19 protein-coding genes are annotated in these 23,629 nt (G+C 53.2%); 12 read left to right on the top strand and 7 right to left on the bottom strand.

Going from position 1 to position 23,629, the window contains the following annotated elements; all coding sequences use genetic code 11:
• Positions 1-44: 44 nt before the first annotated feature.
• From gspN to dnaA, 5 genes are all read right to left on the bottom strand, one after another.
• Positions 45-950, bottom strand: coding sequence for a type II secretion system protein GspN (gene gspN / locus OXG10_03450; GenBank protein ID MCY3826427.1), 906 nt, complete (start codon positions 948-950; stop codon positions 45-47).
• An 11-nt stretch (positions 951-961) separates the two neighbouring features.
• Entirely contained in the window at positions 962-1,594 is a 633-nt protein-coding gene (locus OXG10_03445) for a hypothetical protein (GenBank protein ID MCY3826426.1), read from the bottom strand.
• A 2-nt stretch (positions 1,595-1,596) separates the two neighbouring features.
• Entirely contained in the window at positions 1,597-3,063 is a 1,467-nt protein-coding gene (locus OXG10_03440) for a hypothetical protein (GenBank protein ID MCY3826425.1), read from the bottom strand.
• 16 nt (positions 3,064-3,079) lie between these two features.
• The gene (gene dnaN / locus OXG10_03435; GenBank protein MCY3826424.1) at positions 3,080-4,240 is read right to left on the bottom strand and encodes a DNA polymerase III subunit beta; all 1,161 of its coding nucleotides are present in this window, start codon (positions 4,238-4,240) and stop codon (positions 3,080-3,082) included.
• 381 nt (positions 4,241-4,621) lie between these two features.
• Entirely contained in the window at positions 4,622-6,043 is a 1,422-nt protein-coding gene (dnaA, locus tag OXG10_03430) for a chromosomal replication initiator protein DnaA (protein ID MCY3826423.1), read from the bottom strand.
• Between the two features lie 261 nt (positions 6,044-6,304).
• Here dnaA and thiL point away from each other — a divergent pair, with 261 nt between their 5' ends.
• The 3 genes from thiL to OXG10_03415 are packed head-to-tail and all read left to right on the top strand — an operon-like array spanning position 6,305 to position 9,842.
• Positions 6,305-7,264: a thiamine-phosphate kinase gene (gene thiL / locus OXG10_03425; GenBank protein MCY3826422.1), complete on the top strand. Its 960-nt coding sequence runs from the start codon at positions 6,305-6,307 to the stop codon at positions 7,262-7,264.
• 24 nt (positions 7,265-7,288) lie between these two features.
• Entirely contained in the window at positions 7,289-8,626 is a 1,338-nt protein-coding gene (locus OXG10_03420; protein ID MCY3826421.1) for a hemolysin family protein, read from the top strand.
• Entirely contained in the window at positions 8,616-9,842 is a 1,227-nt protein-coding gene (locus OXG10_03415) for a hemolysin family protein (GenBank protein ID MCY3826420.1), read from the top strand. Before OXG10_03420 ends, OXG10_03415 begins: the two co-directional genes overlap by 11 nt.
• A 34-nt stretch (positions 9,843-9,876) precedes the next feature.
• Here OXG10_03415 and OXG10_03410 read toward each other — a convergent pair whose 3' ends face one another.
• Together OXG10_03410 and OXG10_03405 are read right to left on the bottom strand one after the other, a co-directional pair.
• Positions 9,877-10,476 (bottom strand): DsbA family protein, encoded by a 600-nt coding sequence (locus tag OXG10_03410; GenBank protein ID MCY3826419.1) that lies wholly within the window; start codon positions 10,474-10,476, stop codon positions 9,877-9,879.
• A gap of 108 nt (positions 10,477-10,584) precedes the next feature.
• Positions 10,585-13,113, bottom strand: coding sequence for a TonB-dependent receptor (locus tag OXG10_03405; GenBank protein MCY3826418.1), 2,529 nt, complete (start codon positions 13,111-13,113; stop codon positions 10,585-10,587).
• A gap of 295 nt (positions 13,114-13,408) precedes the next feature.
• Between OXG10_03405 and OXG10_03400 the strand changes: the two genes are divergently transcribed.
• The 9 genes from OXG10_03400 to OXG10_03360 all read left to right on the top strand — a co-directional run bounded on the left by OXG10_03400 (position 13,409) and on the right by OXG10_03360 (position 23,599).
• Positions 13,409-14,761 (top strand): hypothetical protein, encoded by a 1,353-nt coding sequence (locus OXG10_03400; protein MCY3826417.1) that lies wholly within the window; start codon positions 13,409-13,411, stop codon positions 14,759-14,761.
• Between the two features lie 233 nt (positions 14,762-14,994).
• Entirely contained in the window at positions 14,995-16,995 is a 2,001-nt protein-coding gene (locus OXG10_03395; protein MCY3826416.1) for a heterodisulfide reductase-related iron-sulfur binding cluster, read from the top strand.
• A gap of 49 nt (positions 16,996-17,044) precedes the next feature.
• Entirely contained in the window at positions 17,045-18,268 is a 1,224-nt protein-coding gene (locus OXG10_03390) for an anthranilate synthase component I family protein (GenBank protein ID MCY3826415.1), read from the top strand.
• 9 nt (positions 18,269-18,277) lie between these two features.
• Entirely contained in the window at positions 18,278-19,087 is an 810-nt protein-coding gene (locus OXG10_03385) for an aminotransferase class IV (GenBank protein ID MCY3826414.1), read from the top strand.
• 63 nt (positions 19,088-19,150) lie between these two features.
• Complete coding sequence (locus OXG10_03380; GenBank protein MCY3826413.1) at positions 19,151-19,489, top strand: nucleotide pyrophosphohydrolase; 339 nt, start codon at positions 19,151-19,153, stop codon at positions 19,487-19,489.
• 126 nt (positions 19,490-19,615) lie between these two features.
• Positions 19,616-20,446, top strand: coding sequence for a GTP cyclohydrolase FolE2 (gene folE2, locus OXG10_03375; GenBank protein MCY3826412.1), 831 nt, complete (start codon positions 19,616-19,618; stop codon positions 20,444-20,446).
• A 450-nt stretch (positions 20,447-20,896) separates the two neighbouring features.
• A complete protein-coding gene (locus OXG10_03370; protein MCY3826411.1) occupies positions 20,897-22,024 on the top strand; it encodes an SAM-dependent methyltransferase in 1,128 nt (375 codons plus the stop codon).
• A gap of 91 nt (positions 22,025-22,115) precedes the next feature.
• On the top strand, positions 22,116-22,745 hold the full coding sequence (locus OXG10_03365) for a TetR/AcrR family transcriptional regulator (GenBank protein MCY3826410.1): 630 nt from the start codon (positions 22,116-22,118) through the stop codon (positions 22,743-22,745).
• 170 nt (positions 22,746-22,915) lie between these two features.
• The gene (locus OXG10_03360) at positions 22,916-23,599 is read left to right on the top strand and encodes a carboxymuconolactone decarboxylase family protein (protein ID MCY3826409.1); all 684 of its coding nucleotides are present in this window, start codon (positions 22,916-22,918) and stop codon (positions 23,597-23,599) included.
• Positions 23,600-23,629: the final 30 nt, after the last annotated feature.

The following is a 23,629-nucleotide window of genomic DNA, read 5'->3' as shown; positions in this document are numbered from 1 at the left end:
TAGGGCAAAGTCAAATAGCCCGCAGGGGGGTAAAAACGGGGCTCTTAACTGCCTCCGTTCCCCTTTAAAATCCTGGGCTCCGCAAGCGTTCCCCGGATTCTTCCGGAGAAGCTACCGTCTCCGCGGGAACCAAGAAAACTGCCGACAAGAGCAAGCTTCACATCCTCCGGAGAAGGCCTGAATGTAACGGAGAGATCAAGGGCGGCCCCCTTTCTTAAGCGAAGCGGAGACGGGGCTTTTCCCTCCGCCTGCAGGGATAGTTGCGGGTTCGTGAGGGAAAGCTTCTCGACCCGCGATTCAAAGCGGTTGGCGGTGCCGCGAAGCACGACGCTCAGGTTCCTGTACTCCTCCCCCACCTCAAACCCCTGCACCTTGCCTATGGCAACCGAAAAAGAAGGAGAGGACACCAGGTATTCCATCTTCGATATCCCTCCGCTTTCCCCCTCCCCGATAAGCTTTATGGTCCCGTCTATCTTCCCGCTGACGGAAATCCCTCCGTCCCCCAGAAAAAGACGTGAAACGGTCGAGGATTCGACGGAATTTATGTCCACCTCCGCGCTTGTGACGCTTTTTTTCTTCATGTTCTGTGAAACCTTGCCGTCTATCTTCCCGCCGTAGGCATCGACGGAGAAGGAAATCCGGGTGTCATCGGAGAAAATAACGGACAGAAGCCCGGCGCTCACCCTGGCCCTGTCAATCACAAGCGGCTCCCTTTCCCCGAGCATCACTCGGATGTCCCTGAGCTCAATCGAGGAAAGACCCCTCAGGTCCGCATCCCCTATCAGAACCGGAACCGGGGAATTGCTCTGTATCTCGAAGATGATCCTTCTTTCGACCGAGTCCCTTGGAAACCCCAGAAGAAGAAAAATCAGAAAAAACGCGAAGAAAACCCCGATGTAGAGACGGACGGAGAGTTTCTCCGGTATTTTGATTCTGGTCTTTATCTTCATCTTTTCTCCGCTCACGATTCACTGAAAGAAAAAGTGGATAGTCGGAACGAAACGTCAGTCAGGTTGGGGTTGTCGAACCTGGTTTTTATCCTAAGGTCCGAGACCTTGAGTATGGTCTTGCTTCTCTGAAAGGTATAGAGAACGTTGAACACCCTTGGGACGGGCACCTTGTTTATCTTGACCAGGACTGCTCTTTCCCGGTTTATTCCCTTTCCCCTAACCGACGGGTTTGTTCCCTTTATGGAAAATGAGCGGGGGTCTATGCCGTTTCTGACGAGCGCTTTCTCCGCAACCGAAATAAGCGCATCCCTCTCCTCCTTCATCGAACCGCTAAACTCGGCCAGGAGATCCCTGGAGTAGCGGTACTCCTCCTTAATGGACCTCATCTCGCTTAGCTGCAGTCTCACCTGGCTTACCTCGCTTTTTACCTCGGAACCCCCGGGGAAAACCGCCCTGTAGGCGGAAAAGAGTATGAAAACGGCAAGGGCTGCGGCGGCTATCTTGAGGGCGCGGATATCCCTCGCGGAGAATTCTCCCCTGTCTATGAGCTCCCTTACCCTTCGCGCCAAGGGTTCGGCTCTTCCCAGAACCGCCGAGAGAAGGGATTTGAGTCCCTGCACCAGTCTTTGCACTAGCTCCTTCATTTTCACCTGACGACCATTGATATTTCGAATTTCAAACCGCTGCTGATGGCCTTTCCGACCTGTCCCATCTTCACCTGGGTGAAGCTGCCGGACTCCGAGAAGGCTTTCTCTATCGACGCTATCTCCTCGTAGGAATCGCTCCTGCCCCATATCTTGGCCTTGCCCCCGTCCTCGATCCTTATTTCGTCAACGGAGAAACTCACGTCCCTAGGAATGGCGGCGGAAACCGCCGTCAGCACCTCTAGCGGGCTGTGGGCCCCTCTTACCTGCTTCAGTATGTCGAGCTTTCGGTTGATGACTTCAAGCTTCCCCCTGTAAAAAGCAACCGGGTCCTGCGTCCCCGCGGCCTGTGGAAACTCCCTCCTGAGATCCATCTCCATCTCGGAGCGTATGGAACTCATCTTGCTCCTGGCGGAGACCACTTCCGTCACGCGCCCAAAAACAAACACAAGAAGCAGGGCGGCGCACAGGGCGACGGGAACCCGAAATTCCTTTAACAAACCCCCCGCCATCCCCCGCGGCCTGTATCCGTCCCTTCTCAGGTTGAGTCTTCCTCCCTTGCCGGAGGAACCTCCGTAAAGCGCAAGAGCATACGCCCTTGCGAAAAAAGGAGAGTCATTGTGGCCGAGCTGCTCTATGAAAATTCTTTTCACTTCCCGGCCGAGCTGCTCGGTAAGTTCTTTTGTAACTCCATCCACCTCGCATATCCCTCCGGTGAGAACCAGGTTCTTTACCTCCTCTCCCGTCTCTCCCTCAAAGTAGCGTATGGTGTTTCTTATCTCTTCTGTGATGAAGCGGCAGTTTTCAAGAAACCCCTTCCTCTTCTCCTCGTCGCTGTTTATCTGCTCCAAGTCGAGGTCATCCGCGGCAAGGGATTTTTTCATTCTCTCGAGTGCGTCGTCGCAGTTCCTCACCCTGCTGAGCCCGCTTTCGTCAAAAAACGAGAAATTGAGGTGGTCCTGGTCGGCGTCTATAAGGAGAAGCGGTCTCGACCCTTCAATAAGTTCCCCCAGAGAAGAAAACGCAACCGGCGTGAAAGTCACCTGGTCCGGATCCACACCAGACTCCCGCAGGGAGCCCAGATAGTCCTCAAACGCCCCCTTCTCAAAAGCGGGAACGATGATCTCGGCCCCTTCCGGTTTCCTCACCTCGTGGTAGTCGGACAGCACGTCCTCTCCCAGGGTGAACCCGGTTGAGTTCTCAAGCTCGAAGCGGAAAACCCCCCTGAGCTTCTTTGAATCGGTGAAAGGAAATTTGAGAACCCTGAGAAGAAGCGGGGAAGAGCAGATTCCGGTAACGGCTCTGGTCCCGAGAGAAATTTCGTCTTTGAAAAAAGCCGACGTGTCGCCGCTCCCAAGCCCCCCGGTGGAGGAGGCCTTGCGGACTTCAGTCCCCTTGAGTCCCCTTCTTACGGTTACGGTCCTGACCTTCCCGCCGGAAAAATCGACTCCGATGAATCCACCTAGCATCTTAAAGGTACGAGGATTATTCCCTCGCCTGCCCCTCCGCCGCTCTGGCGTCAAGTTCCATTGGCATTATCACGTTCACGTAGCCGTCCTGCTTTTCGCCTTCCGAGCAGGGAACCAAGTAAACCGGGTTTTTGTGGCCGGAAAAACCTATTATCACTTCCGAAGATCCCACGGCATCAAGAACATCCTGGAAATACGTGAAGTTAAAACCAAGCTTCACCTCATCCCCTGAATACTCAACCGGTATGCTCTCTTTCCCCTCGCCGGTGTTAAGATAGGCACCTAGAAGCAGCCTCCCTTCGCCGAAGGCCATTTCCACGAACCTGCCCCCGCCCCTCACGTTGTCCGCGGAAAAAAGGGAAACCCGCCTGAGCGCAACCAGAAGCTTGGATGCATCGACCGTGACCGTGTTTTTCGTCGAGACCGGAACCACCTGCATGTAGTCCGGAAATTCAGCGTCAATCACCCTGGAAATGAAAACAAGGTTTTCGTCGTTTAACTCGAAAACGAAGAAGTTTCCGCTGCTCCCGACCCTGACTTCCTTAGAGAGGCGAAGAAGTCTTCTCATCTCCATAACCGCTTTTTTGGGAACCAGAATATCCTTCGGCAGGTTGAGGTTCTCTATTTTTTCATCGACAAAGCTGAGTCTGTGACCGTCAGTGGCGACAAGCCTGAGTGTCTGCTCCCCTCTTTTTTCGAAAAAAACTCCTGAGAGGCTTCTTCTCATTTCATCATCGGAGACAGAAAAGACCGTCTTGGATATCATCTCCTCAAACCTCTCGGAGGAAAACTGGAACAGGTTCTCCGAAGAAACCTCGGGTATCCTGGGGAAATCGTCGGCCGCGAGCCCCGCTATCTTGAAAGAACCCGAGCTGGTAACCACCTCGATCCAGTTGTTCTCGGTAGCGGTGACCGAAATTTCCTCTTCTTCCTTGATCTCCCTCACGAGATCCGAAAGGATCCCCGCGGGAACCGCCATCTTGAACTCTCCTTCAGTCTCGACATCGCAGAAAACCGTGGCCGTGTTTTCAAGATCGGTAGCTTCCAGAAACAGGCCTTTGTCTGTAGAACTCATAAGAACATGGGAGAGAATCGGCATGGTCGTTCTTTTCTCCACGACTCCCTGGATCATTCCCAGCTTTCTTGAAAAATCTCCGCCTTTGATTTTAAACATCATCTTGAGAGAAAAACCTCCGGTTTCGGAAAAAAGCTTCTTTTCTTTATTCCTTTATATGTAAACAGCTTCTCCGTATGATAATAACCACTTTTCCCTACAAAACCATAAATCACAAGCCCCGGTGCTTTTCCGCTACTGTTTCTATCTTTAATAAGCTTTAAAGCTTTTCCAGTAGCAGTAGTAGTAATTGTTGTGAAAAGGGTGAAATCAGTGAAATCCCCTAGAACCCCTCGACTTTTCGGTTAAGGACCGTGTTTATAACTTTTCTTTTTCCCAACAGGTATTCACACCCTCTCTTTTTGTTCGTTCCATAACTGTGCGGAAACAAGGGTTCTTGCACAGCATTTTCAGTTTTCTCTGACAGGCTGTTTTCTGGCTGGTTCAGGATGTGATGAACTTCTCGAGGGTGGTTGAGAGCGCCGTGACGGCGGTTGAGACCGAAGGATCCCTTCCGATCTTTTTTTCAACGTTTTTTACTGCGTGGACCACCGTGGAGTGGTTTTTCCCTCCGAACCTGTTCCCTATTTCCGGGAACGACGACGAGGTGTATTTTCTCGAAAGGAACATCGCTATCTGTCTGGGCTCAGAAACTTTTTTCTGCTTCTGGTTGGATTTCAGGTCCTTCACGGTGAGTTCAAAGAAGGAGCTTACCTCTTTCTGGATGAGGTCTATGGTTATTATTTTCGGGGCCTCTTTTTTTACCAGATTGCTGAGGAGTTGCTTTGCCAGTTCAAGGGTTATTCTCTCTCTGAACATCTTGGAGTAGGCAAAGAGCTTGTTCACTGAGCCTTCAAGCTCCCTTATGTTGGAGAGGACGTTCTGGGCCACAAACGAAGCCACGTCGGCCGGAATCTCGATCTGTTCCTCCTCGGCCTTTCTCTCTATGATGGCTATCTTAGTCTCAACTTCCGGCGGCTGTATGTCGGCCGTAAGCCCCCACTCGAACCTGGATTTCAGGCGCTCCTCGAAGTTCTTCATCACGCTCGGCGGCTTGTCGCTAGTTATGACGATCTGCTTTTTTGCGGTGTAGAGGGAGTTAAACGTGTGAAAGAACTCCTCCTGCGTGCTGTCCTTGCCGGCGATGAACTGTATGTCGTCTATCAGCAGGACGTCGCAGTTCAGTCTGTAGAGGTTCCTGAACTTGTCCATCGAACCTGTTTTTATGCTCTGCACCACCCCGTTTGTGAAGTGCTCGGCCGAGATGCAGAAGGTATTCAGGCGGGTTCCGTACTTTTTGAGTATGTGGTTCCCGATGGAGTGGAGGAGGTGGGTCTTCCCGAGGCCCACTCCGCTGTGTATGAAAAGAGGGTTATAGGCCATTCCCGGGTTCTCCGCTATGGCGTATGAGGCGGCGTGGGCGAACTGGTTGCTGGGCCCGACGACAAAGTTGTCAAACGTGTTGGATGAACTGAAAAAGCTTGCTGTCTGTGGATCGTGCGGTTCTCTGATTCCCCCGTTGTCCAGGACCCTGTCTTTTCTGCTTTCCCGGGCAACGGAGTTCTCCTCGCCCGCATCTATGGTTACCTGGAAGCCTTCTTTTCCGTAGAGGTTGCGGGCAGCGTCGTTTATCAGTTGCAGGTAGTGGTTTTTTACCCAGAGGGCCTGGAAGTGGGTTTTCGCCTCAAGCGTGACCATCTTCCCCTCGATTTTTGCGACTTTTATGGAAAACAGCCATGAGGGGGGAAAGTAAAGGTCTTTCTTGACGCCTTCGAGAACGGCGTCCCAGTCAAACTCTATTTTTTGTTCCGATTTGTAGTTTTCAGCAGCTAGGTTGTCGTGCGCAACTTCCTCTGTCTTTTTCAACAGCTCTTCTCCTGAAAAGCAAAGAACAACCCTAAAACGGATACTTCAGAAAAGATCCCAACCCACCCTTCGGAAAGTGGAATTTAATTCTAATTGCATCGGTTTTTAGTGTCAAGAAAAACAGCTTCTCCATCCGCCCGAAACCCCGCTTCTGTGCCTGTGTACAGGGGAGAAAAAATTTTTTTTGGATGCCCCAGCTCAATTGACACGCAACTGCGTTTACAATACAATTTCTAACTGCAAATGGGTGAAGAAGACGCCTTGAGATTTTTGGCCAACAGGTTCAAGGCTACTCAGAAAGAAGTTTTGACGGGGATAGGGGACGATTCCGCTGTTGTAAAAATCAGAGACAAAGCATGCCTTGTCGCCTCGACGGACACCCTTGTCGAAGGCGTTCACTTCCGCCTGGGAACCCAGACCCCGAGGCAGCTCGGCAGGAAGGCGGTCTGCGTCGCCGTGAGCGATATAGGGGCGATGGGAGCGGTGCCGAGGTACCTTCTCTGCTCCCTCGGCTGTCGTAGCGCGGACTCAATGGAGTTCATAGAGGATCTCTCGGAAGGGGTGGCAGAGGGCTGCCGGGAGTTTGATGTCTGCCTTATAGGAGGGAATCTCTCGGAATCCCAAACCGTTTTCATAAACATGACGGCGCTTGGGGAGGCATCAAGCGACGATATCGTCCTGCGCTCGGGGGCTTCTGAGGGAGACGACATATACGTGACCGGAACCTTGGGGGATTCCGCCCTGGGCCTGAGGGCCCTCTCGGGTGATTGCGGGATTGACGGATGCGAGGGCGCCGTTTCAAGACACATCGAGCCCACGCCGCGCCTCCAGGTTGGCAGGATGGTCGCGAAACGCGGGATAGCCTCTTCGATGATAGACGTGAGCGACGGGCTTTTCTGCGACCTTGAGAAGCTGACTTCCGACCACGGGCTGGGGGCCGAGATAAGCCTCGGGAGCCTTCCGCTTTCCCCCGGATTTCTTTCCCTCTGCGGCAGGTTCTCGGAGGACGGCTACCGCCTCGCGCTCTCCGGCGGGGAGGACTACGAGCTTCTTTTCACCTCTTCTTCGCAGAACCGCGCCTCGATAGAGGAGGTTTCGCGTCTCTGCGGGATTGCCATCTCGAAAATCGGTTCTGTTACAGCCGGGAGAAAAATAAGGTTTTTCGACGAAGGGGGAGAGGAGGTTTTTTACGATACCGCGGGGTTTGAGCACTTCTGCTGATTCATCCACGGGGGTAAGATTTTTTTGGGCGAAAATTTCATTCTGATTCTTTTTTTGCTGTGCTGCTCAGCGTTTTTCTGCTTCAGCGAGGGGGCGCTTTTCTCCCTCAGCCGTCCGCAGAGAGAAAGCATATCGAAGCAGGGAGGCAGAGTTTCTGCGGCCATAGGGAAGCTCCTTTCCAATTCCCACAAGCTAATCACTACGGTTCTTCTGGCCGACGAGATATTCAACATAGCCTACTCAAGCGTAATAGCTCTCACGGCGAGAGAATATCTCCAGGACACCCCCGAGCAGACAGTAGCCCTCATATCCCTGGCCATAGCCTCTCCCACGCTCCTTGTGTTCGGTGAGATCGTTCCCAAGACCGCCGGGGTGAAGTTCCCGAGAACGATCTCGAAGGCGGTTGCCCTTCCCCTTTATTCCTTCCACGTCGCGGTCACCCCGATCAGGTGGGCGATCCTGTTTGTCTCCGGTTTTTTCATAAGGGCCTTCGGGGCGGGCCTTGGACACCGCGCGCAGGGGAACGACATTTCCTCTGACGAGCTTGAAGTCCTGGTGGGAATGGGGAGGGACGAGGGAGTGCTCAACGAGGTTGAAAAATACCTTGCCGACGGCTTTTTCAGGCTTGAGGACCTGCCTGCCCACAGGATAATGACTCCTGCCATAGACTGCTTCACGCTTCCCCACGATATTGAGGTCAAAGAGGCCGTGGGACGGGTTCGCCAGATGGGCCGCTCCCGGATACCGGTTTACGAGGAGAAGGACAACATAGTGGGCGTTCTCTACGGCAAGGATCTTCTTAAGTGGAATTTTACCGAGCACAACCTTGCGGCCACCGTGAGCGAGTGCCTGAGGAAGCCGTATTTCATCCCCCGCTCCAAGCCCGCGGGGGCGCTTCTGCGGGAGCTCCAGATGCACAGGATTCACATAGCGATAGTTGTCGACGAGTACGGAAGGTTCGACGGGCTGGTGACCATGGAAGACATACTGGAGGAGCTTTTCGGAGAGATAGAGGATGAAAGGTCGGTGCCCGACAGGATTGCGCCCGCGGTCCGCGGGGGAGCGATCACGATTCCCGGGGGAATGAAGATAGAGGAATTCAACGACGACTACCTTTTCTCGGTCGCGCGCTCGGCGGGGCTTCGGAACCTGGGAGACATACTGGAGAAGGCCGTGATCCCGCTTCGGATGGAAAACGAGACCATGGGCGGTTTCGTATTCGATCTTTTCGGGAGGCTGCCCGCCGAAGGAGAGAAAATAGGGTTCGGCGGACTGGTTTTCACGGTAAAGAGCAGGGAAGGGAAAAGGATTTCCGAGATAAGGGTTGACGTTAACAAGGAGGCGCGCGGCGATGTCCATTGAGTTAGTGGTCCTTCTTATTTTGCTGTTTCTGATTCTGCAGGCGTTTTTCGCCGGTTCGGAAATAGCACTCATCTCCTGCGACAAGATAAAGATGAGGTCCCTCGCCGATGAAGGCTCCGCCGCTGCGGGGCTGGTTCTTAACGCCCACTCGAAGATCGAAAGCTTCATCGGCACCACCCTCATAGGGGTTAACCTTTCGCTCATAATAAACACCCTGGTGCTCACCTTTTATTTCGAGGAGATCTTCGGGCAGCGAAGCGGTCTCTACACGGTGGCCGTGCTCACCCCGCTCATCGTCGTTTTCGGCCAGGTGGTTCCCAAGGCGGTATTCGAGAGCAAGCGGAACTCCATAGTGCTCTGGATCATCTATCCGCTCTGGGTTTTCTCCAAGCTTTTCTACCCGGTGCTTTTCTTCGTCAACCTCTTTACCCGGGGGATATTGAACCGTCCGGGCCAGAACATGAGTTCCATAACCCGCGAGGAGCTTGAGGACGTGATGGAAGAAGACGAGGACAAACCGAGCTCGGACTACAAAAGAAGGGTTCTTCGCAGGATTTTCGGCTACTCCGAGACCACGGTCGGAGAGATAATGATCCCGCTTGTCAGGGTGGACGCGCTTGAGAGAAGGTCCACGCTTCGCGACGTCAGGAGGCTCATAGCGGAAAAAAGCCACTCGAGAATTCCGATTTTCAGCGACCGGGTCGACAACATAACCGGCATACTCAACTCGTTTTACGTTCTCGGCGAGCAGGATCTTGACAAGAACGTCGAGCAATACGCCCTTCCTCCCTTCTACGTTCCGGAATCAAAGCTTGTGAACGAACTTATGGACGAGATGAAGGGGGGACGCGCCGGAATGGCCGTTGTGGTTGACGAGTACGGGGGGTCAGTGGGAATCATAACCCTCGAGGATATAATCGAAGAGGTGGTGGGGGAGATAGAGGATGAGTACGACACCGGCGAGACCCCGTGGAGAAGGCTCGGCGCCGGGCAGTATCTCATAGACCCCACGGTCGAGATAGGACGGCTTAACGACGGCCTCGGGCTTGCCATTCCGGAGGAAGAGGATTACGAGACGCTGGCAGGATTCCTTCTCTACACACACGGCTCGATTCCCGCCCCCGGAACCGTGATAGTTTTCGAAAGAAAAACTTTCACGGTGGTTTCCTCAACCCCGAGGATGATAAGCGAGGTTCACCTGCGAACGGGGGAATAACCCGCTTTGCCGATATTTCCTAGGGGTTTGCAGGTCAGTGAAGAGGCTGCTCCCGCAGGAGTTCCCTTTCTATAAGTTTTCTGTATGATTCAAGCGGCTGGATCCCGTGTATCCTGAGTTCACCAAGGTAAAGGGTAGGGACGCCGAGGACCATGTTCTCCCGGGCGCTTTCCATGTTCTTTTCTATTTTCTCTGAAAAGTTTCTTTTCCGAAGAGATTCTGAGAGTTCCTCGGGGCAAAGACCCGCCTTCTCGCCCGCCTCGAGAACGGTTTCGAGAAGACCTATATTCTTTCCCTCCCTGAAATAGGCCGTGTAGCAGGCCTTGTGAAACTCCAAGAAGTTGTTTTTCTCCTTCGCAAACTCCGCTCCCTCAAGGCAGAGCCTCGAATTGGTTACGAATCCCGGGAGCTTTATCTCCACTCCGGCCTCGGCGGCCACGTTATCAAGGGTTTCCGAGATACGGATGGTCCTCTCCGTCTTTTTCCGTCTTTTTCCCTCGGCCGGGTACTCGGGGTGAATCTCGACGCCGAGCCACTCCGCTTCGAGGCTGAACTCCCTTGCGAGATCAAGCACCCTCTCCGTGGCCAGAAAGCAGAAAGGGCAGATGTAGTCGTAGTAGAGAAAGATCTTCACGTTCCTGTAAGAATACACGAACGTAGTTTTTTCGAAAAGAAAACGTTTCTATATAGGGTCAGGTCTTTTTACCAGCAGCAGCTCGTTAGAAAAAAACAGCTGTGCGTATCAGATCTCGAACTTTGCGGTTAGAAACAACGTGCGTCCCAGGATCGAATCCAGATACAATATGTGATCCTCATCGGAATCAGGACGGGACTGGCCCTCGTTGCCGATATTCATAACGCCTCCCGTGAGCTCGAACCAGTTAAAGCCAAAAGCGTTTCTCCAGCTAAGCGCGATATCGTGCCCTATCCACCTTCTGAAGGTTTTAGTGTCGGTTTCGTTCCGGAAAGACGTAACCGCGTGCATGTTCCACTGCGCTGTCAGGTCGTTTCGGTCTGCGCGGAGCAGAACATGAATACGGTTGCGCGGAATATCTCCGGGCTGCGTCTCCACTCCTACGCGCCTCTCGTAATTCGTTATCCTGATCCAGTTGGCATTGAGCATGAAATTCGCCAGATCGGTTTTCAGATCGCCGCCGAGCCGAACCGTGAACCCGTCCATGTCAGTCTCTCCGCTGTTGGTCAGCGGGTTGCGGATTTCTGTTAATCGACCGTCAGAACGCGTCACGCTCAGTCCCGGATACTCGCTAAGCCTCCCGCTTCTCTCCAGGCTGACGACGAACTGCGTGCTCAAAGTGGCCGGTGTTTCCTGAAGACGAAGACGAAACCAGTCAAAGTCGGCTGAGAACGGACCCCAGCCCGCGGAGACACCGGCGCCAAGGCTTTCGGCCTCGTCCGGTTCCAGTTCCGGGTTACTGTCTGTGACCACCCGCACTTGGTCCCTGGGACAATCGGGAGTCGGCGTGTCAGCGTCGCATACATACGGGTAGTAGACAAATTCCTCCACATGCAGGGCTGCAAGTCCGGGCGCTCGCGCTCCCCCGCTCCATGATGCGCGCAACGCGATATTGGGTATTACGCGGTAAAGCGTCGCTATCCTGTGCGAAAAGGCTCCCCCGACATCATCAAAATCATCGTGGCGGAGGGCAAACGACACGTCCACCGCATCTCCCAAAGGCACCAGAATATCGCCGAAAGCTGAGAGGCGCCGACGATCGGCCATAAGCGACTGCGAAGATCCCCCCAATACATCGTCCGCGTTAACCGGCTCACCACGAAGATTAAAATATTCTCTGGAATTGCTTTGCTCCACTTTAGCGACCTGCAGACCGGCGCTCCAGCGAAGCTTGTTGCCCATGAGCTCAAGCAGCGGGCCGTCAAGCGCCACCCCCGCCTCAAGGTGTTCATCTTCGTATTTGGACTCGCTCCGCACGCTGCTCTCGCTGATCGCGGCTCTGTGCTCTTCGGCTTCGGAAAGCGGATTCTGGATGTCGTAATCTCCGCTCTCAATAGCGGCGTTTATTACGGGTTCATTAATGAACGTATGGCCATCTACGCCATAGTCATAGCGATTGTAGTGAACATAGCCGTCATATCTTATGTTGTCCTTAATGTCCCCTCGCAGCCCCAGCGTAATATCATAATCTACAAGGTCCGAAACCCACAGGCGGTTGCCGTGCCCCAGAAAACGGTGGCCTACCGTGATACTTTCGGGGAAATTGCTCTCGTCAAGACCTTCAAAGTTTCCACTTTCAATGAGGGTGTTTCTCAGCGCCTCATCCGGCGCAAGGGAGAAAACGTTCGGATCCGGCGCCCACAGGTTCCTTAGCTCTTCCCTGGTTATGCGTCCCTCAATGTATATATCGGCTGCGTCGCCTACCGGATAATTGAAATTCATAAACGCGTGGTCATCCTGCCTGCGATCCAGGTGCCACGCGATGTCCGCATAGGCAAACCCGCAGACGGTGCCGAAAAATCCGCCCGGAGGATCCGTGAGTTCCCCCGTATACACGCTTTCGTCGCAGTCGCCCAGCGCTCCCGAGACCCGTCCTCCGTCGTCTTTTACCAGGAAAACCGTGTTGCCGAGAGACGACACTCCTTCGGTGTCGGCGAAGGAACCTCCGGCCTGATATCTGGCACGGCTGTAATCTCGGTCGATGTCGCGTACCTCGTCCCGCCGGAAGATATCCGCCCCGACAGTAAGATTTCCCTCTCCAACGCTTGTGCCCCAGAGAACGCTTAAGTGTTCGGAATCGGCGCCCTCACCGCGGGGACGCCCGGCGTTTAGCTGGATATCAAGGCCTTCATAGTTTTTCTTGAGAACGATATTTATGGTGCCGCCGACCGCTCCCCCGCCATGCAGGGCGCTTGTGCTGTCAGCGAAGATTTCAATGCGTTCGACAGCCGCGATCGGAATGGTGTCTGTGTCAACCCCGGCGTCTGAGACCCGACGCCCGTTAATCAGGGTCAGAGTGCGCAACGGCCTTGCAATGCCGAAATTGTTAAAAGCCGACCGACCCAACAGATCCCTCATCCTCTTTACGCCTGAGAGCTCAATGTCCCTGCGGGTGATAACTTTCACGGGGTGCAGACTGCCGGATATCGCTTCGGAATACGGCCGGTTACCGACAAGGTTCCCTTCTCTTGCGGATGCATCCCAGGCCATGGAGTGGCCCGTCGCCAGGATAAGCACTGCAAGGATCATATTCCAAGGTACAACCCGGTTAATTGCCTCATAAGACTTATGAATCATTCTTTGTTACTCCTTTTTATCGCTTGAGCCTCCGGCGCCCGTCCGTAACGGCGTTTCTGGATTCCCGAACCCGCATACGGGCACTTGTTCCCCAAAAATCACCGCAAAACCGACAAACTCTGCAGAACCCTGATATTCACGGACCTGATCAAGCAAGAATCTAAAATTACAGGAATTAATTTGTCTCAATTCCGTTTTTAAGACTATCCGGTTATTATCAACTGGCAAAGAATTGAGGTCCGCAGTTGACCGGAACTTATAGCTTGTATTGGCAAAAAGAGAGGGATTTTGAATCATGAAAAAATTTGCTGCGCTCACCCTGCTTTTCTTTTGTACAATTGTTTTTTCCGCCACCTCGCCCGCTTTTGCGCACCATGGCGTAACTGCCAAGGAGGCGAGCGCGGGAGACATGGACGATATGAGAAATTTCTTGCTGCACATGAAAGAGCACCGGGAGCCGCGGGTCACAAGTGATGAGGGTCGAGTAGAATTCCGAAACGCCTTGAGAAACAATAACGGAGTATGGCGCCACGGCGACACGTACGTAATTACCGTTAACAAGTCCACTGGCGGGGAAGCGACCGACGCTCCTTTTCAGTCAGGCGACATCATACTTTTTCATGGGAGGCATCCCGGGGCCCTGAGCGGATCCTTGAGAGGCATCCCGGTTTTCCGGAGACTGATGGACATGGCGGAAGGAGCGGGTGACGAGGTGGTCTGCGTTCAGGACGACAGGACCGGGAGAGGCGGCAGGCATATCTGCGCCGTTGGGGATTCCGATACGGGCGAAGCAGGGGATTCCTTTATACACGTTGGCGGATTTGATCATGAGCTGAGGGAAGCGGATCATTCCAAGTCGCTTGACGCGTGTCCCGATCTCTCCGGAAAGGGCTGGCTTAGCGCCGACATGGTGAATGACGAGTCAAGCCTAGTGCGTTACCTGGAGGGGGTTGAGGCGCACATTACCGAGGAGTTTGCCAAGGTTGGTAACTCCCGGGGAAGGCTTCCGCTGATGAGAATGATTCAGCTTATGCCGTGCTGGAGGGAACCGCCCTGGCAGTCGGGTTCCATATATTTCTATATAGTTACCGGTACGGATAAGATGTACGGGATTTTTAACGGAAACTCCCCGCAGCTTCAAGACAGGTCGTTGCGTCTTGTGGATGACAACGGAGTTGAAGTTGCCAAACGCATTTTAGAAGAGGTAGACAGGCAAGACGATACCCCGGGAGAGGGTTTCCTCACTTACCTTTGGGAAGATCCGACTGTTATTGGTGACGAGGTGCTCTGTGAAGAGACAGCACCTGCTTCCGGGCCGTCCCCGGAAGATGAAGATGTGTTTTGTGAGGCGGGGAACCCCATCCCCGGCCGCTCCCCCGGCACATCGGTCAAGATCGGGTATTTCATACGTACAGATTTCGGCATAGAAGGGGGTACGAAGTATGTTCTCGGTTCCGGTATTTACCCGGGGTCGGAACAGGGGGGTAGCGGTGGCAGCGACGGCAGCGGCGGAGGCGGAGGATGCGCGATTGCTTCCGGAAGCGGAAACGAGCTTGAGGCCGGGACTTTTAATCTGTTTCTGATCGCAGCGGTTCTGTTTCTTGCGGCTTCGGTGGGAAGGCGTCTTGGCGCAACGCAAGGCTCCTGACCCGGGGTCTGTGTGCGCGGCGGAGGGAGAGGCGCCGGAAAGGTTAAATTTGGCCCGGGAGAGCACGTCCCGGGTAGCGAAACAGGGAATCTGTTTTCTGCCGAACAGATTCGGATGCCACCTTTTCAGCACCATGGAAGAGGAAGCCGGCACTCTCCTCCCGGCTTGATAAAACCCCGCGAATTCAATATAATTCATGCTGCTTTTTCCATGTCTTGCTTCGGAGAAACTAGATGAACCCTAAATCCGTGATAATGCTTCTGCTGCTTATAGCGGCCTTCGGTTTTTTCGCCTACAACATCCGCCTTCTCTTAAAACTTGTCACTCTCGGAAAAAAGGAAGACAACAGGTTTGACAACATTCCCGAGAGGATAAGGAAGGTCATCGTCTACGTGTTCGGCCAGAGGAGGCTTTTCAAGTACCGTTTCGCCGGCATAGAACATGCCATGATCTTCTGGGGGTTCGTCATAATAACGGTGGGGACGGTGGAGATGCTCGTAAGCGGCGTTGTTCCCGGATTTCACTTTTTCCCGGGAACCATGGGGGGAGTCTACGAGCTGATCCTTGACATAGTGCAGGCCCTGGTTCTTGTGGCCATAGGCATGGGCATAATAAACAGGCTCACCATAGGGAGAAGAAGGGAGGTTAACGGTCCCGACGCGGTCGTGATACTGGGTCTTATATTCGGCCTCATGATCACCGCCTTTCTCACCACGGGGGCGAGGATAGCGCTTGCCGAGACGAGTCCAGCGATGTTGCCGGTGTCCGGGGCCTTTTCCGGGCTCTACGAGGGCATGAGCACCGGGAGCACCTTTTTCTGGAAGGAGTTTTTCTGGTGGTTCCACATTCTCATAGTGCTTTCCTTTCTCAACTACCTTCCCTACTCCAAGCACAGCCATGTTCTTACGGCCGTTTTCAATGTTTTTTTCCAGAGCCTGAAGCCCCGCGGGCAGCTCTCGAAGCTTGATTTCGAGGAAATCCCCGAGGATCTTGACCACTTCGGCTCCTCGAAGATAGCCGATTTCAGCTGGAAGGACATACTTGACGCCTATACCTGCACCGAGTGCGGAAGGTGCACGGATAACTGCCCGGCGTGGAACACCGAGAAGGTGCTCTCTCCGAGGGACATCGTCGTTAAGCTTCGCCACTACGTCTCAAGCGAGGGGAAGGACATACTCGCCGGAAAACCCCAGGAAGAGCAGCCCGATCTTCCCGACACCGAGTGGGTGACGCCCGAGGAGCTCTGGGCATGCACCACGTGCAACGCATGCGTTGAGCAGTGCCCGCTTTTCATTGACCAGATGGGCAAGATAATGGACATGAGAAGGTTCCTTACCCTTGAGGGCCGCATGAGCGGAACCGCCACAAGGACCCTTCAGAAGCTTCAGAACAACGGAAACCCCTGGGGATTCCCGGAGGCCGACCGCGGCGCCTGGCTTTCCGAGATGGAAGTTCCCATCCTCGGAGTCTCGGCCGAGAACGCAAGCGAATTTGACGTGATTTACTGGACTGGGTGCTTCGGGGGCTACGACCCGAGGGGCCAGGAAGTCTCAAAGGCGATAGTGACCCTGCTTAAGATTGCGGGAGTTAATTTCGCCGTCATGGGCCCCGCGGAGACCTGCACGGGTGACCCCGCAAGAAGGCTCGGAGAGGAGGCCCTCTACCAGATGCTCGCCGTCCAGAACATCGAGACTCTGAATGAATTGAAGGTGAAGAAGATTCTCGCAAACTGTCCCCACTGCTTCAACACCATGAAGAACGAATATCCGCAGTTCGGCGGGCACTACGAGGTCGTCCACCACACCGATTTTCTCCTGCAGCTCATCCAGGAGGGCAGACTTAACCCCGACGCTCCGATCGAGGAGAAGATAACATACCACGATTCCTGCTACATCGGCCGCTACAACAACGTCTACGATTCTCCAAGGGAGATACTGAAAAGCATTCCGGGGATCGATCTGGTGGAGATGAAGAGGAACAGGACAAAGAGTTTCTGCTGCGGAGCCGGAGGCGGAAAGATCTGGATGGAGGAAGAGGCTCCCAGGGTTAACTGGAACCGCTTCGACGAGGCCGCGGACATTAACCCCGACACCCTGGCGACGGCGTGCTACTTCTGCAACACGATGTTTGACGACGCCGCGCGATTCAAGGGCAAGGAGGAGGAGATCGGCGTCCAGGACATAGCCGAAATCCTTAACCGCTCGGTTAAAGCCGACGCGCCTCCCCCGTCGTAAGCGCGTTCCCAGGTGCTCGACGGGCTTTGAGTCTCAAAGGGAGGAGGCGATGAAGCTTCACAGACCAAAGTCCCTTTTGATAGACTCGGGCGCAGGATGGTTCGATTCGGGTTCCTCTGCCACGGCCGGGATTTTCGGCGATCCTGCCCTCACCCTCTGCTTCTCGAGCGACGGGACCAAGGTGTTTTCCCGCTCCGGGGAGGAGATTTTCTCGGAAGACCCTCTCGGTTTGGTCGAGAAACTGGCTGCCGAGGGATACACGGCTCTCGGCTACATAAGCTACGACTACCTAAGCTACACGACTCCCGGGGTTCCTACCTCGGACGCAAAGCAGAGGGAGAAGCTCCCTTTCCTTTTTTTCCATTTTTACGAAGAAGACAGTTTTTACACAGCCCCCTGGGAAGAAGTTCTCTCCGCCTTCCCGCGGGAGAGGGCAGGTCCCGGGCCCCTTCCCCGCTCGAATATTGAGAGGGAAGAATACGCCCGGAAGATTTCGGCGATAAAGGAGCATATAGCGGCGGGAGACGTTTATCAGGTGAACCTTTCGCGAAAGTTCCGCTTCAAACCCCTGGGTGAGCCGCTTTCGTGGTTTCTGGATTTTTACCGTGCCCAGCCCGTTCCCTTCGCCGCCTTTATCGGTTTTCCGGGTTTTGAGCTTGTAAGCGGCTCCATGGAGCTTTTTCTTAGGAGAAGGGGCGACAGCATTACCACGAGACCCATAAAGGGGACCGTCCGCAGGGATCCCGACCCACGACGCGACAGGGAGCTTGCCGAGACACTCGGGAAAAAGCCCAAGGAGCGGGCCGAGAACCTCATGATAGTTGATCTCATGAGAAACGACCTCGGGAGGATATGCGGGTACGGCTCCATAGGGGTAAGGGAGCTTTTTACTGTCCGCCGCTACAGTACGCTTTTCCAGATGGAGTCCGAAATCGAGGGGCGCCTTCGCCCGGGAGTCGGACTCTCTCAAATAATTGCCAGCACTTTTCCCCCCGGATCCGTTACCGGGGCCCCGAAAAGGGAAGCTATCCGCATAATAGACAGCCTTGAGCCCCATGAAAGGGGCCCTTACTGCGGAGCGATCTGCCTGTTCTCTCCGAGCGGGGACTTTACCATGAGCGTCGCGATCCGCACCGGGGTGAACAGTTCCGAGGGGGTGGATTTCTGGTTCGGAGGCGGAATTGTGTGGGATTCGAAAGCGGACGACGAATACGGGGAGACGGAACTCAAGGCAAAGGCCCTCACATCAATCGCGTCCCGACAGGTGCTATAATCATTGGATATGGAGGAACTTTTCTTTCTCGACGGGAAAAGGCTTGAGGATGTGCCTGCGCTCCGTGCTCTTTTTTACGGAGAAGGGGTTTTCGAGAGCTTCAGGTGGAAGGGATCCCCGCCTGTTTTCCTCTCCATGCATCTTGAGAGAATGAGAAAGGGAGCCTCTTTTCTCGGCATCCCGTTTCCCCCGGAATCCCGGGTAAGGCTCAGAATCGAGGATGCCGTGGGAGCGTCCCCCGGGGGTGATCTGCACGTAAAAGCTTGTCTTCTCGCCCAAGGGGGCGCGGTTTATCACTCACGTCCCCGGGCGGCTTCGCTTCTTGTGTCCGTAAGACCCCGTGCGCAGAGCCCGGATGCCCTCTCTCTCTGGGTCTGCAGCGAGAGAAGACCCCCGCAGAGCAGCCTTTTTTCGCACAAGACGCTTAACTATCTGGGAAATATCGTGGCGAAGAGAGAGGCTATTGAGAGGGGTTTTGGCGAAGCCCTTTTTCTCGATACCGACGGCAGGGTGGCCGAGACCTCGTGCCACAATGTTTTCTGGACCAGAGGGAAAAGGCTTTTCACCCCGTCTTCTGAGTGCCCCGTTTTGCCTGGGGTGACCAGGGAAATCGTTTTGCGTTCAGCCGGGCGGCTTGGCTATGAGCCCGTCTGCGGGAAATTTCCCCTTGAGGAGCTTCTGTCAAGTGATTACGCTTTTCTTACCAACGCTGTTGCGGGTATTGTTTATGTAAGCGGGGTGGGCGGCGACGCGATGCCTTCTGTTTCTCGTAGTTACGAGGTTATGAGGGAATCGCTTCTTTCAGAGTTCGGGTGGTAGAATTAAGGGGACGGAAAAAACTTTAGGATTTGTTGCGGGCGCTAAGAAGCCGAGGGTGGTTTTATGTCTGGCGAGATAACGGTCAGGGAGTATCAGCGGGAAGTTGACGAGTGGATAAAGGAAGTGGGAGTGCGGTACTTCTCCGAGCTTACCAACCTCGCGCAGCTTGTCGAGGAAGTGGGAGAGGTGGCGAGAATCATGTCCAGGACATACGGGGAGCAGAGTTTCAAGGGGAATGAAAATCGCCGGGAACTCGGAGACGAGCTTGCAGACGTCTTCTTCGTCTTAACATGTATAGCGAACCAGACGGGAGTTGATCTTACGGAGGTTTTGAGAAAGAATTTTGAGAAGAAAACACAGAGAGACGGGAAGCGGCACTCGGACAATCCCAAACTTCGCTGAAGACCCCGTTGAGGGCTCTGGTTGTTGCAAAGGGTTTTCATTGTGGTATTCTTCCCCGTCCTGAGAAGAACCCGCCTTTGATTTGCGGCAGTTACTCTATCGAACAAAGAGGAAAATGCTTTGAAAATGAAACTTGAAGAAAAGCCTATTGAAGACATACAGGCGAGAAAGGACTACAGGAATATCTCCATAGACAGAGTCGGCGTCTGCGACCTCAAGATTCCGCTTAAGATAAAAGGCTGCGAGATCGATTCTGAGAAGGACCAGAATATTCAGGCTTCCCTGAGCCTGAGCGTTAACCTCGGCCCCGACCAGAAGGGAATTCACATGAGCCGTCTGCTTGAGACTGCCCTTGATTTCAACGGGTCCTTCTCCTTGGGAAATATGGCTTCTTTCCTGATCGCCCTCTGCGACAGGCAGGGCTCGGAAGATTCCGACGTCAAAATAGAGTTTGATTACTTTTTCAACCGGCATGCCCCTGTAAGCGGCAAGATATCCCCACAGCCTTACAAATGCACGTACCACGGCGAAATGCACCCGGAGGGCATACGCCTTACCCAGAGCGTAGTGGTTCCGGTCAAAACCCTTTGTCCCTGCAGCAAGGAGATAAGCGATTACGGGGCTCACAACCAGCGTTCCAAGGTTTTCATAACCATTACGCACGAAGGAAAGAAGGAAAACGACCCGATAGAGATATGCCTTGAGGAAATAATAGAGATTGCGGAAAGAGGGGCCTCTTCCCCGCTTTACCCGCTTTTAAAAAGGGAAGATGAGCGCCACGTTACAATGAGCGCTTACAACAAGCCGTGCTTTGTTGAGGATGTCGTGAGAAATATAGCTTCGGAACTCCATGGCAACCCCAGTTTCGACTCTTACCAACTCAGGGTTCTTAACTACGAAAGCATTCACAGCCATAACGCCTTTGCCAGTATCGGCAAAAGATTCTCGAGCAAGTAAACCGGCGTAAAATCTCGGACTGGCGGCTGTTTCCGGTTGTTTTTCGGGCGCAATCAGCCCGTATCCCCCAGTTGATAGTGAATGCAGGATCCCGCTCTCGTGCCTTTTTGAAGATTGCACCATGCCAGAAACCTTGAGAAGCTCCAGATTTTCGTAATTGCTTGATATCAAACAATTTTTTTCTGTTGATAGATTGTGGAATTTTTTAGTGCTCGGCGTCTTAGCAGGTCTAACTATCTGAAATTGCTTGATAATTTTTTTCGGCCCGCAAAGGTCTCTTTTAGCCCTGTGTGAAATGATACTAGCCGGTACCAGATCTTTTTTATCCGCCGTAATGTGTTCTTTTTCCTTGTTTTTCGGGCGATAAGGAAGGATTTCAGCTTGTTTTTAAAGTATGGAAAACCTGTGTAATTTTATCTCCTGACTGTTATTTTCCGTGGCGGAGGAAAAATGCATACCCTTTTGGAAATTATAAAAGAGGAGATACGGGAATCCGGCCCGATTTCCTTCCGCAGATTTGTCGAACTGTCCCTTTTTCACCCGGGGCACGGTTATTACTCATCGGGGAAGGCGAGGATCGGGAAAAAGGGTGATTTTTACACCGCTCCATCGGTTCACCGCTCTTTCGGGGAGACTATCTCGCGGTTCCTTGCCGAGGCGTCGCTTCTGCTGGAAGGGGAAAGTTTCACCGTCGTGGAATTCGGGGCCTCTGGCGGGCAGCTTGCCCTTGATATACTCGAGGACCTTAGCCGGAACCACCCTGGGCTTTACTCAAAGACCGACTACGTGATGAGCGAAGCAAGCCCTGCAGCGGTGCTCGCGGCCAGGGAAAAGCTCGAGGGGCACCGCGGAAAGGTTCGGTGGATAAACGATCTTCAGGAGATCGGGAAAGACGGATTCCGCGGAGTGGTGATTGCCAACGAATTTCTGGATTCTCTGCCCTTTCACAGACTTAGGTCGGACGGAGAGGAAATCCGGGAGGTTTTTCTCTCTCTTCGCAACGGGGAAATCGAGGAAGTTCTCCGGAATCCCGAAGCGGAAGGGATTTATGACTTTTCAAACCGATATCTGGAAGGATATGACCGAGGAGAAGAGGCGGAAGCTTGTCTGCTGGCGGGGAAATGGCTTGCCGAGGTGGGAGAGGCGCTTCAAAAAGGGTTTGTTCTATGCATTGACTATGGATCTCTCGCTCCCGAGCTTTACTCTCCCGCAAGACGAAAAGGCACCTTCAGGTGCTTTTATCGCCATGAACTGAGTTCCGACCCCTACACGAGGGTTGGAGAGCAGGATATAACAGCTGACGTTAATTTTTCCGAACTTATGAGGGTCGGTGATACCTTGGGTCTTGCCACCGTCAAGTATGCAACCCAGGGGCAGTTTCTTGTTGACTGGGGAATTCTCGAAATTTTCAAGACATACGACAAACCCCGGAACCAGGGAGACCGTCTTGCGGCCAAGACGCTTTTTATGCCTGAATTCATGGGGAGAAAATTCAAGGTTCTGCTCCAGTCAAAGGGTCTTTCACCCGAAGAACTGGCCGAACTCGATAAGGACCGACCGTTGCGTATCATGTTGTAATCACTTCTCAATTTATTCAAAGAGCCCTTGACAACAGATTCTTTTAAGGGTTTAGTTTTAGTACCTTTAGTACTAGGGGCAACTAAGCGTTATGAGCAATAAAGATAAAATCATGGAGGCCGCCACCGAACTTTTCCATTTCTATGGGTATGACGGGACTTCCATAGATATGCTCATAAAGAAAGCAGGCGTTTCCAAGAGCAATTTCTACTACTACTTCGAAGGCAAAGAAGAGTTGGGATTGAGTGTTCTCACGAAACTTGCCGAAAAGCAGATCCGTGAAATCTCGGAAATTATGCAAACCGATCTCAGTCCTGTTGAACAGTTTCTGGACTGTTACAAGAGGGCGTTTTCTTCTCACCGCCATCTTCTCGAGCAGTCCATATATGGGGGCTCTTTTTTCGGAAACATAGCATTAGAACAGAGTTCCATCAACGAGAAATTCCGTTCTGCTCTGGAGAACTATTACCAGGAACTCGAAATCTTGATTGGGGGATGTTTAAGAAGAGGGATGGAACAGGGGTTTTTTCACGAGGATATTGATCCGGGGGAACTGGCCAGGTTCATGCTTTCTCAATTTGAAGGAGCCGTACTTCTGGCTAAGACCAAGAAATCCCTTTCTCCTATAAAGGATGCGGTCAGCCAAGGGAAACGGCTCGTTCTTAAAAAAGAGTGGGTGCACTTAGTTGACGAGTGGATGAGCTTAATCGACGAAATGTAACCTGCATCCCTGCCGTCTGGGCAAAACCTGTCTCCACAGGTGCCCGGCCTGTTGATTTTCCGGTCTGAAGCAGTTACTCTACGCGCGAGGATTTGGAGTTTCTGTGCTTAGGTCAAGCGCAGTTCTTTAAAAGACGGGGAAACTAATAATCAACGAGAGGTATAACCGGTATGTCTGATACTATAATGAAGGCCCAGATCGGTGGGGATATAGCTCATCTCAGAAAACTGAACCCGGATCTTTACGACTCTTGGATGGCTTATCATGATTCGGTTTTTACCGACGGAGCTCTCACCGCAAAGGAAAAACAGCTCATCGCGGTAGCCGTAGCGCATATTACGGCTTGTCCTTACTGCATAAGGTCAAGGGTTCGAGCCAGCAAAAAAGAGGGAGCAAGCGACCAGGAAATAGTCGAATCGATATACGTGGGACTTAGGCTCAACATGGGTGGGCCTTTCGCGTTTTCAAGCCTGGCTTTTGAAGCTTGGGACACCCTCGAAAGCGGCATCCCTCTTACCGAGGGACATTTCTTCAAAAAGGACATAGCGAAGGAGATTGCCAGTTTCAGGGAGTGCAGCGGCGATATTTCTCCCCACTTCATGGAGCTTCACAAGAAAATCTTTGCCGATGGAGCCCTCAGTAAAAAAATGAAGAGGGGAATAATAGGCCTTGCATGTGCTCATGCGACTAAATGTCCTTATTGTATAAGGGGAACCGTGAAGGACGCGCATACAGACGGAGTGACTGCGGAGCAGATGGCTGAGGCCATAAACGTTGCCATGGTCATGACCGCAGGTTCCTGTTATGCGCACACCAGCATTGCCATGGACACGCTTAAGAGTCTCGAAAAATAGAGTTTTAACGGTTTTTTTGAAAATCCTCCT

Source organism: Candidatus Dadabacteria bacterium (assembly GCA_026706695.1).
Lineage (GTDB): Bacteria > Desulfobacterota_D > UBA1144 > Nemesobacterales > Nemesobacteraceae > Nemesobacter.
Note: the sequence above shows the minus strand (reverse complement) of the source record. Positions and strands in the feature narration are given on the sequence as shown.

Coding starts and splice junctions, on each gene's coding strand:
- OXG10_03440 (MCY3826425.1), bottom strand. CDS start 3,063: ATGCTAGGTGGATTCATCGGAGTCGATTTTTCCGGCGGGAAGGTCAGG.
- OXG10_03365 (MCY3826410.1), top strand. CDS start 22,116: ATGAGCAATAAAGATAAAATCATGGAGGCCGCCACCGAACTTTTCCAT.
- OXG10_03370 (MCY3826411.1), top strand. CDS start 20,897: ATGCATACCCTTTTGGAAATTATAAAAGAGGAGATACGGGAATCCGGC.
- OXG10_03380 (MCY3826413.1), top strand. CDS start 19,151: ATGTCTGGCGAGATAACGGTCAGGGAGTATCAGCGGGAAGTTGACGAG.
- OXG10_03395 (MCY3826416.1), top strand. CDS start 14,995: ATGAACCCTAAATCCGTGATAATGCTTCTGCTGCTTATAGCGGCCTTC.
- OXG10_03390 (MCY3826415.1), top strand. CDS start 17,045: ATGAAGCTTCACAGACCAAAGTCCCTTTTGATAGACTCGGGCGCAGGA.
- OXG10_03360 (MCY3826409.1), top strand. CDS start 22,916: ATGTCTGATACTATAATGAAGGCCCAGATCGGTGGGGATATAGCTCAT.
- folE2 (MCY3826412.1), top strand. CDS start 19,616: ATGAAACTTGAAGAAAAGCCTATTGAAGACATACAGGCGAGAAAGGAC.
- OXG10_03385 (MCY3826414.1), top strand. CDS start 18,278: ATGGAGGAACTTTTCTTTCTCGACGGGAAAAGGCTTGAGGATGTGCCT.
- OXG10_03400 (MCY3826417.1), top strand. CDS start 13,409: ATGAAAAAATTTGCTGCGCTCACCCTGCTTTTCTTTTGTACAATTGTT.
- gspN (MCY3826427.1), bottom strand. CDS start 950: ATGAAGATAAAGACCAGAATCAAAATACCGGAGAAACTCTCCGTCCGT.
- OXG10_03405 (MCY3826418.1), bottom strand. CDS start 13,113: ATGATTCATAAGTCTTATGAGGCAATTAACCGGGTTGTACCTTGGAAT.
- OXG10_03445 (MCY3826426.1), bottom strand. CDS start 1,594: ATGAAGGAGCTAGTGCAAAGACTGGTGCAGGGACTCAAATCCCTTCTC.
- dnaN (MCY3826424.1), bottom strand. CDS start 4,240: ATGATGTTTAAAATCAAAGGCGGAGATTTTTCAAGAAAGCTGGGAATG.
- OXG10_03415 (MCY3826420.1), top strand. CDS start 8,616: ATGTCCATTGAGTTAGTGGTCCTTCTTATTTTGCTGTTTCTGATTCTG.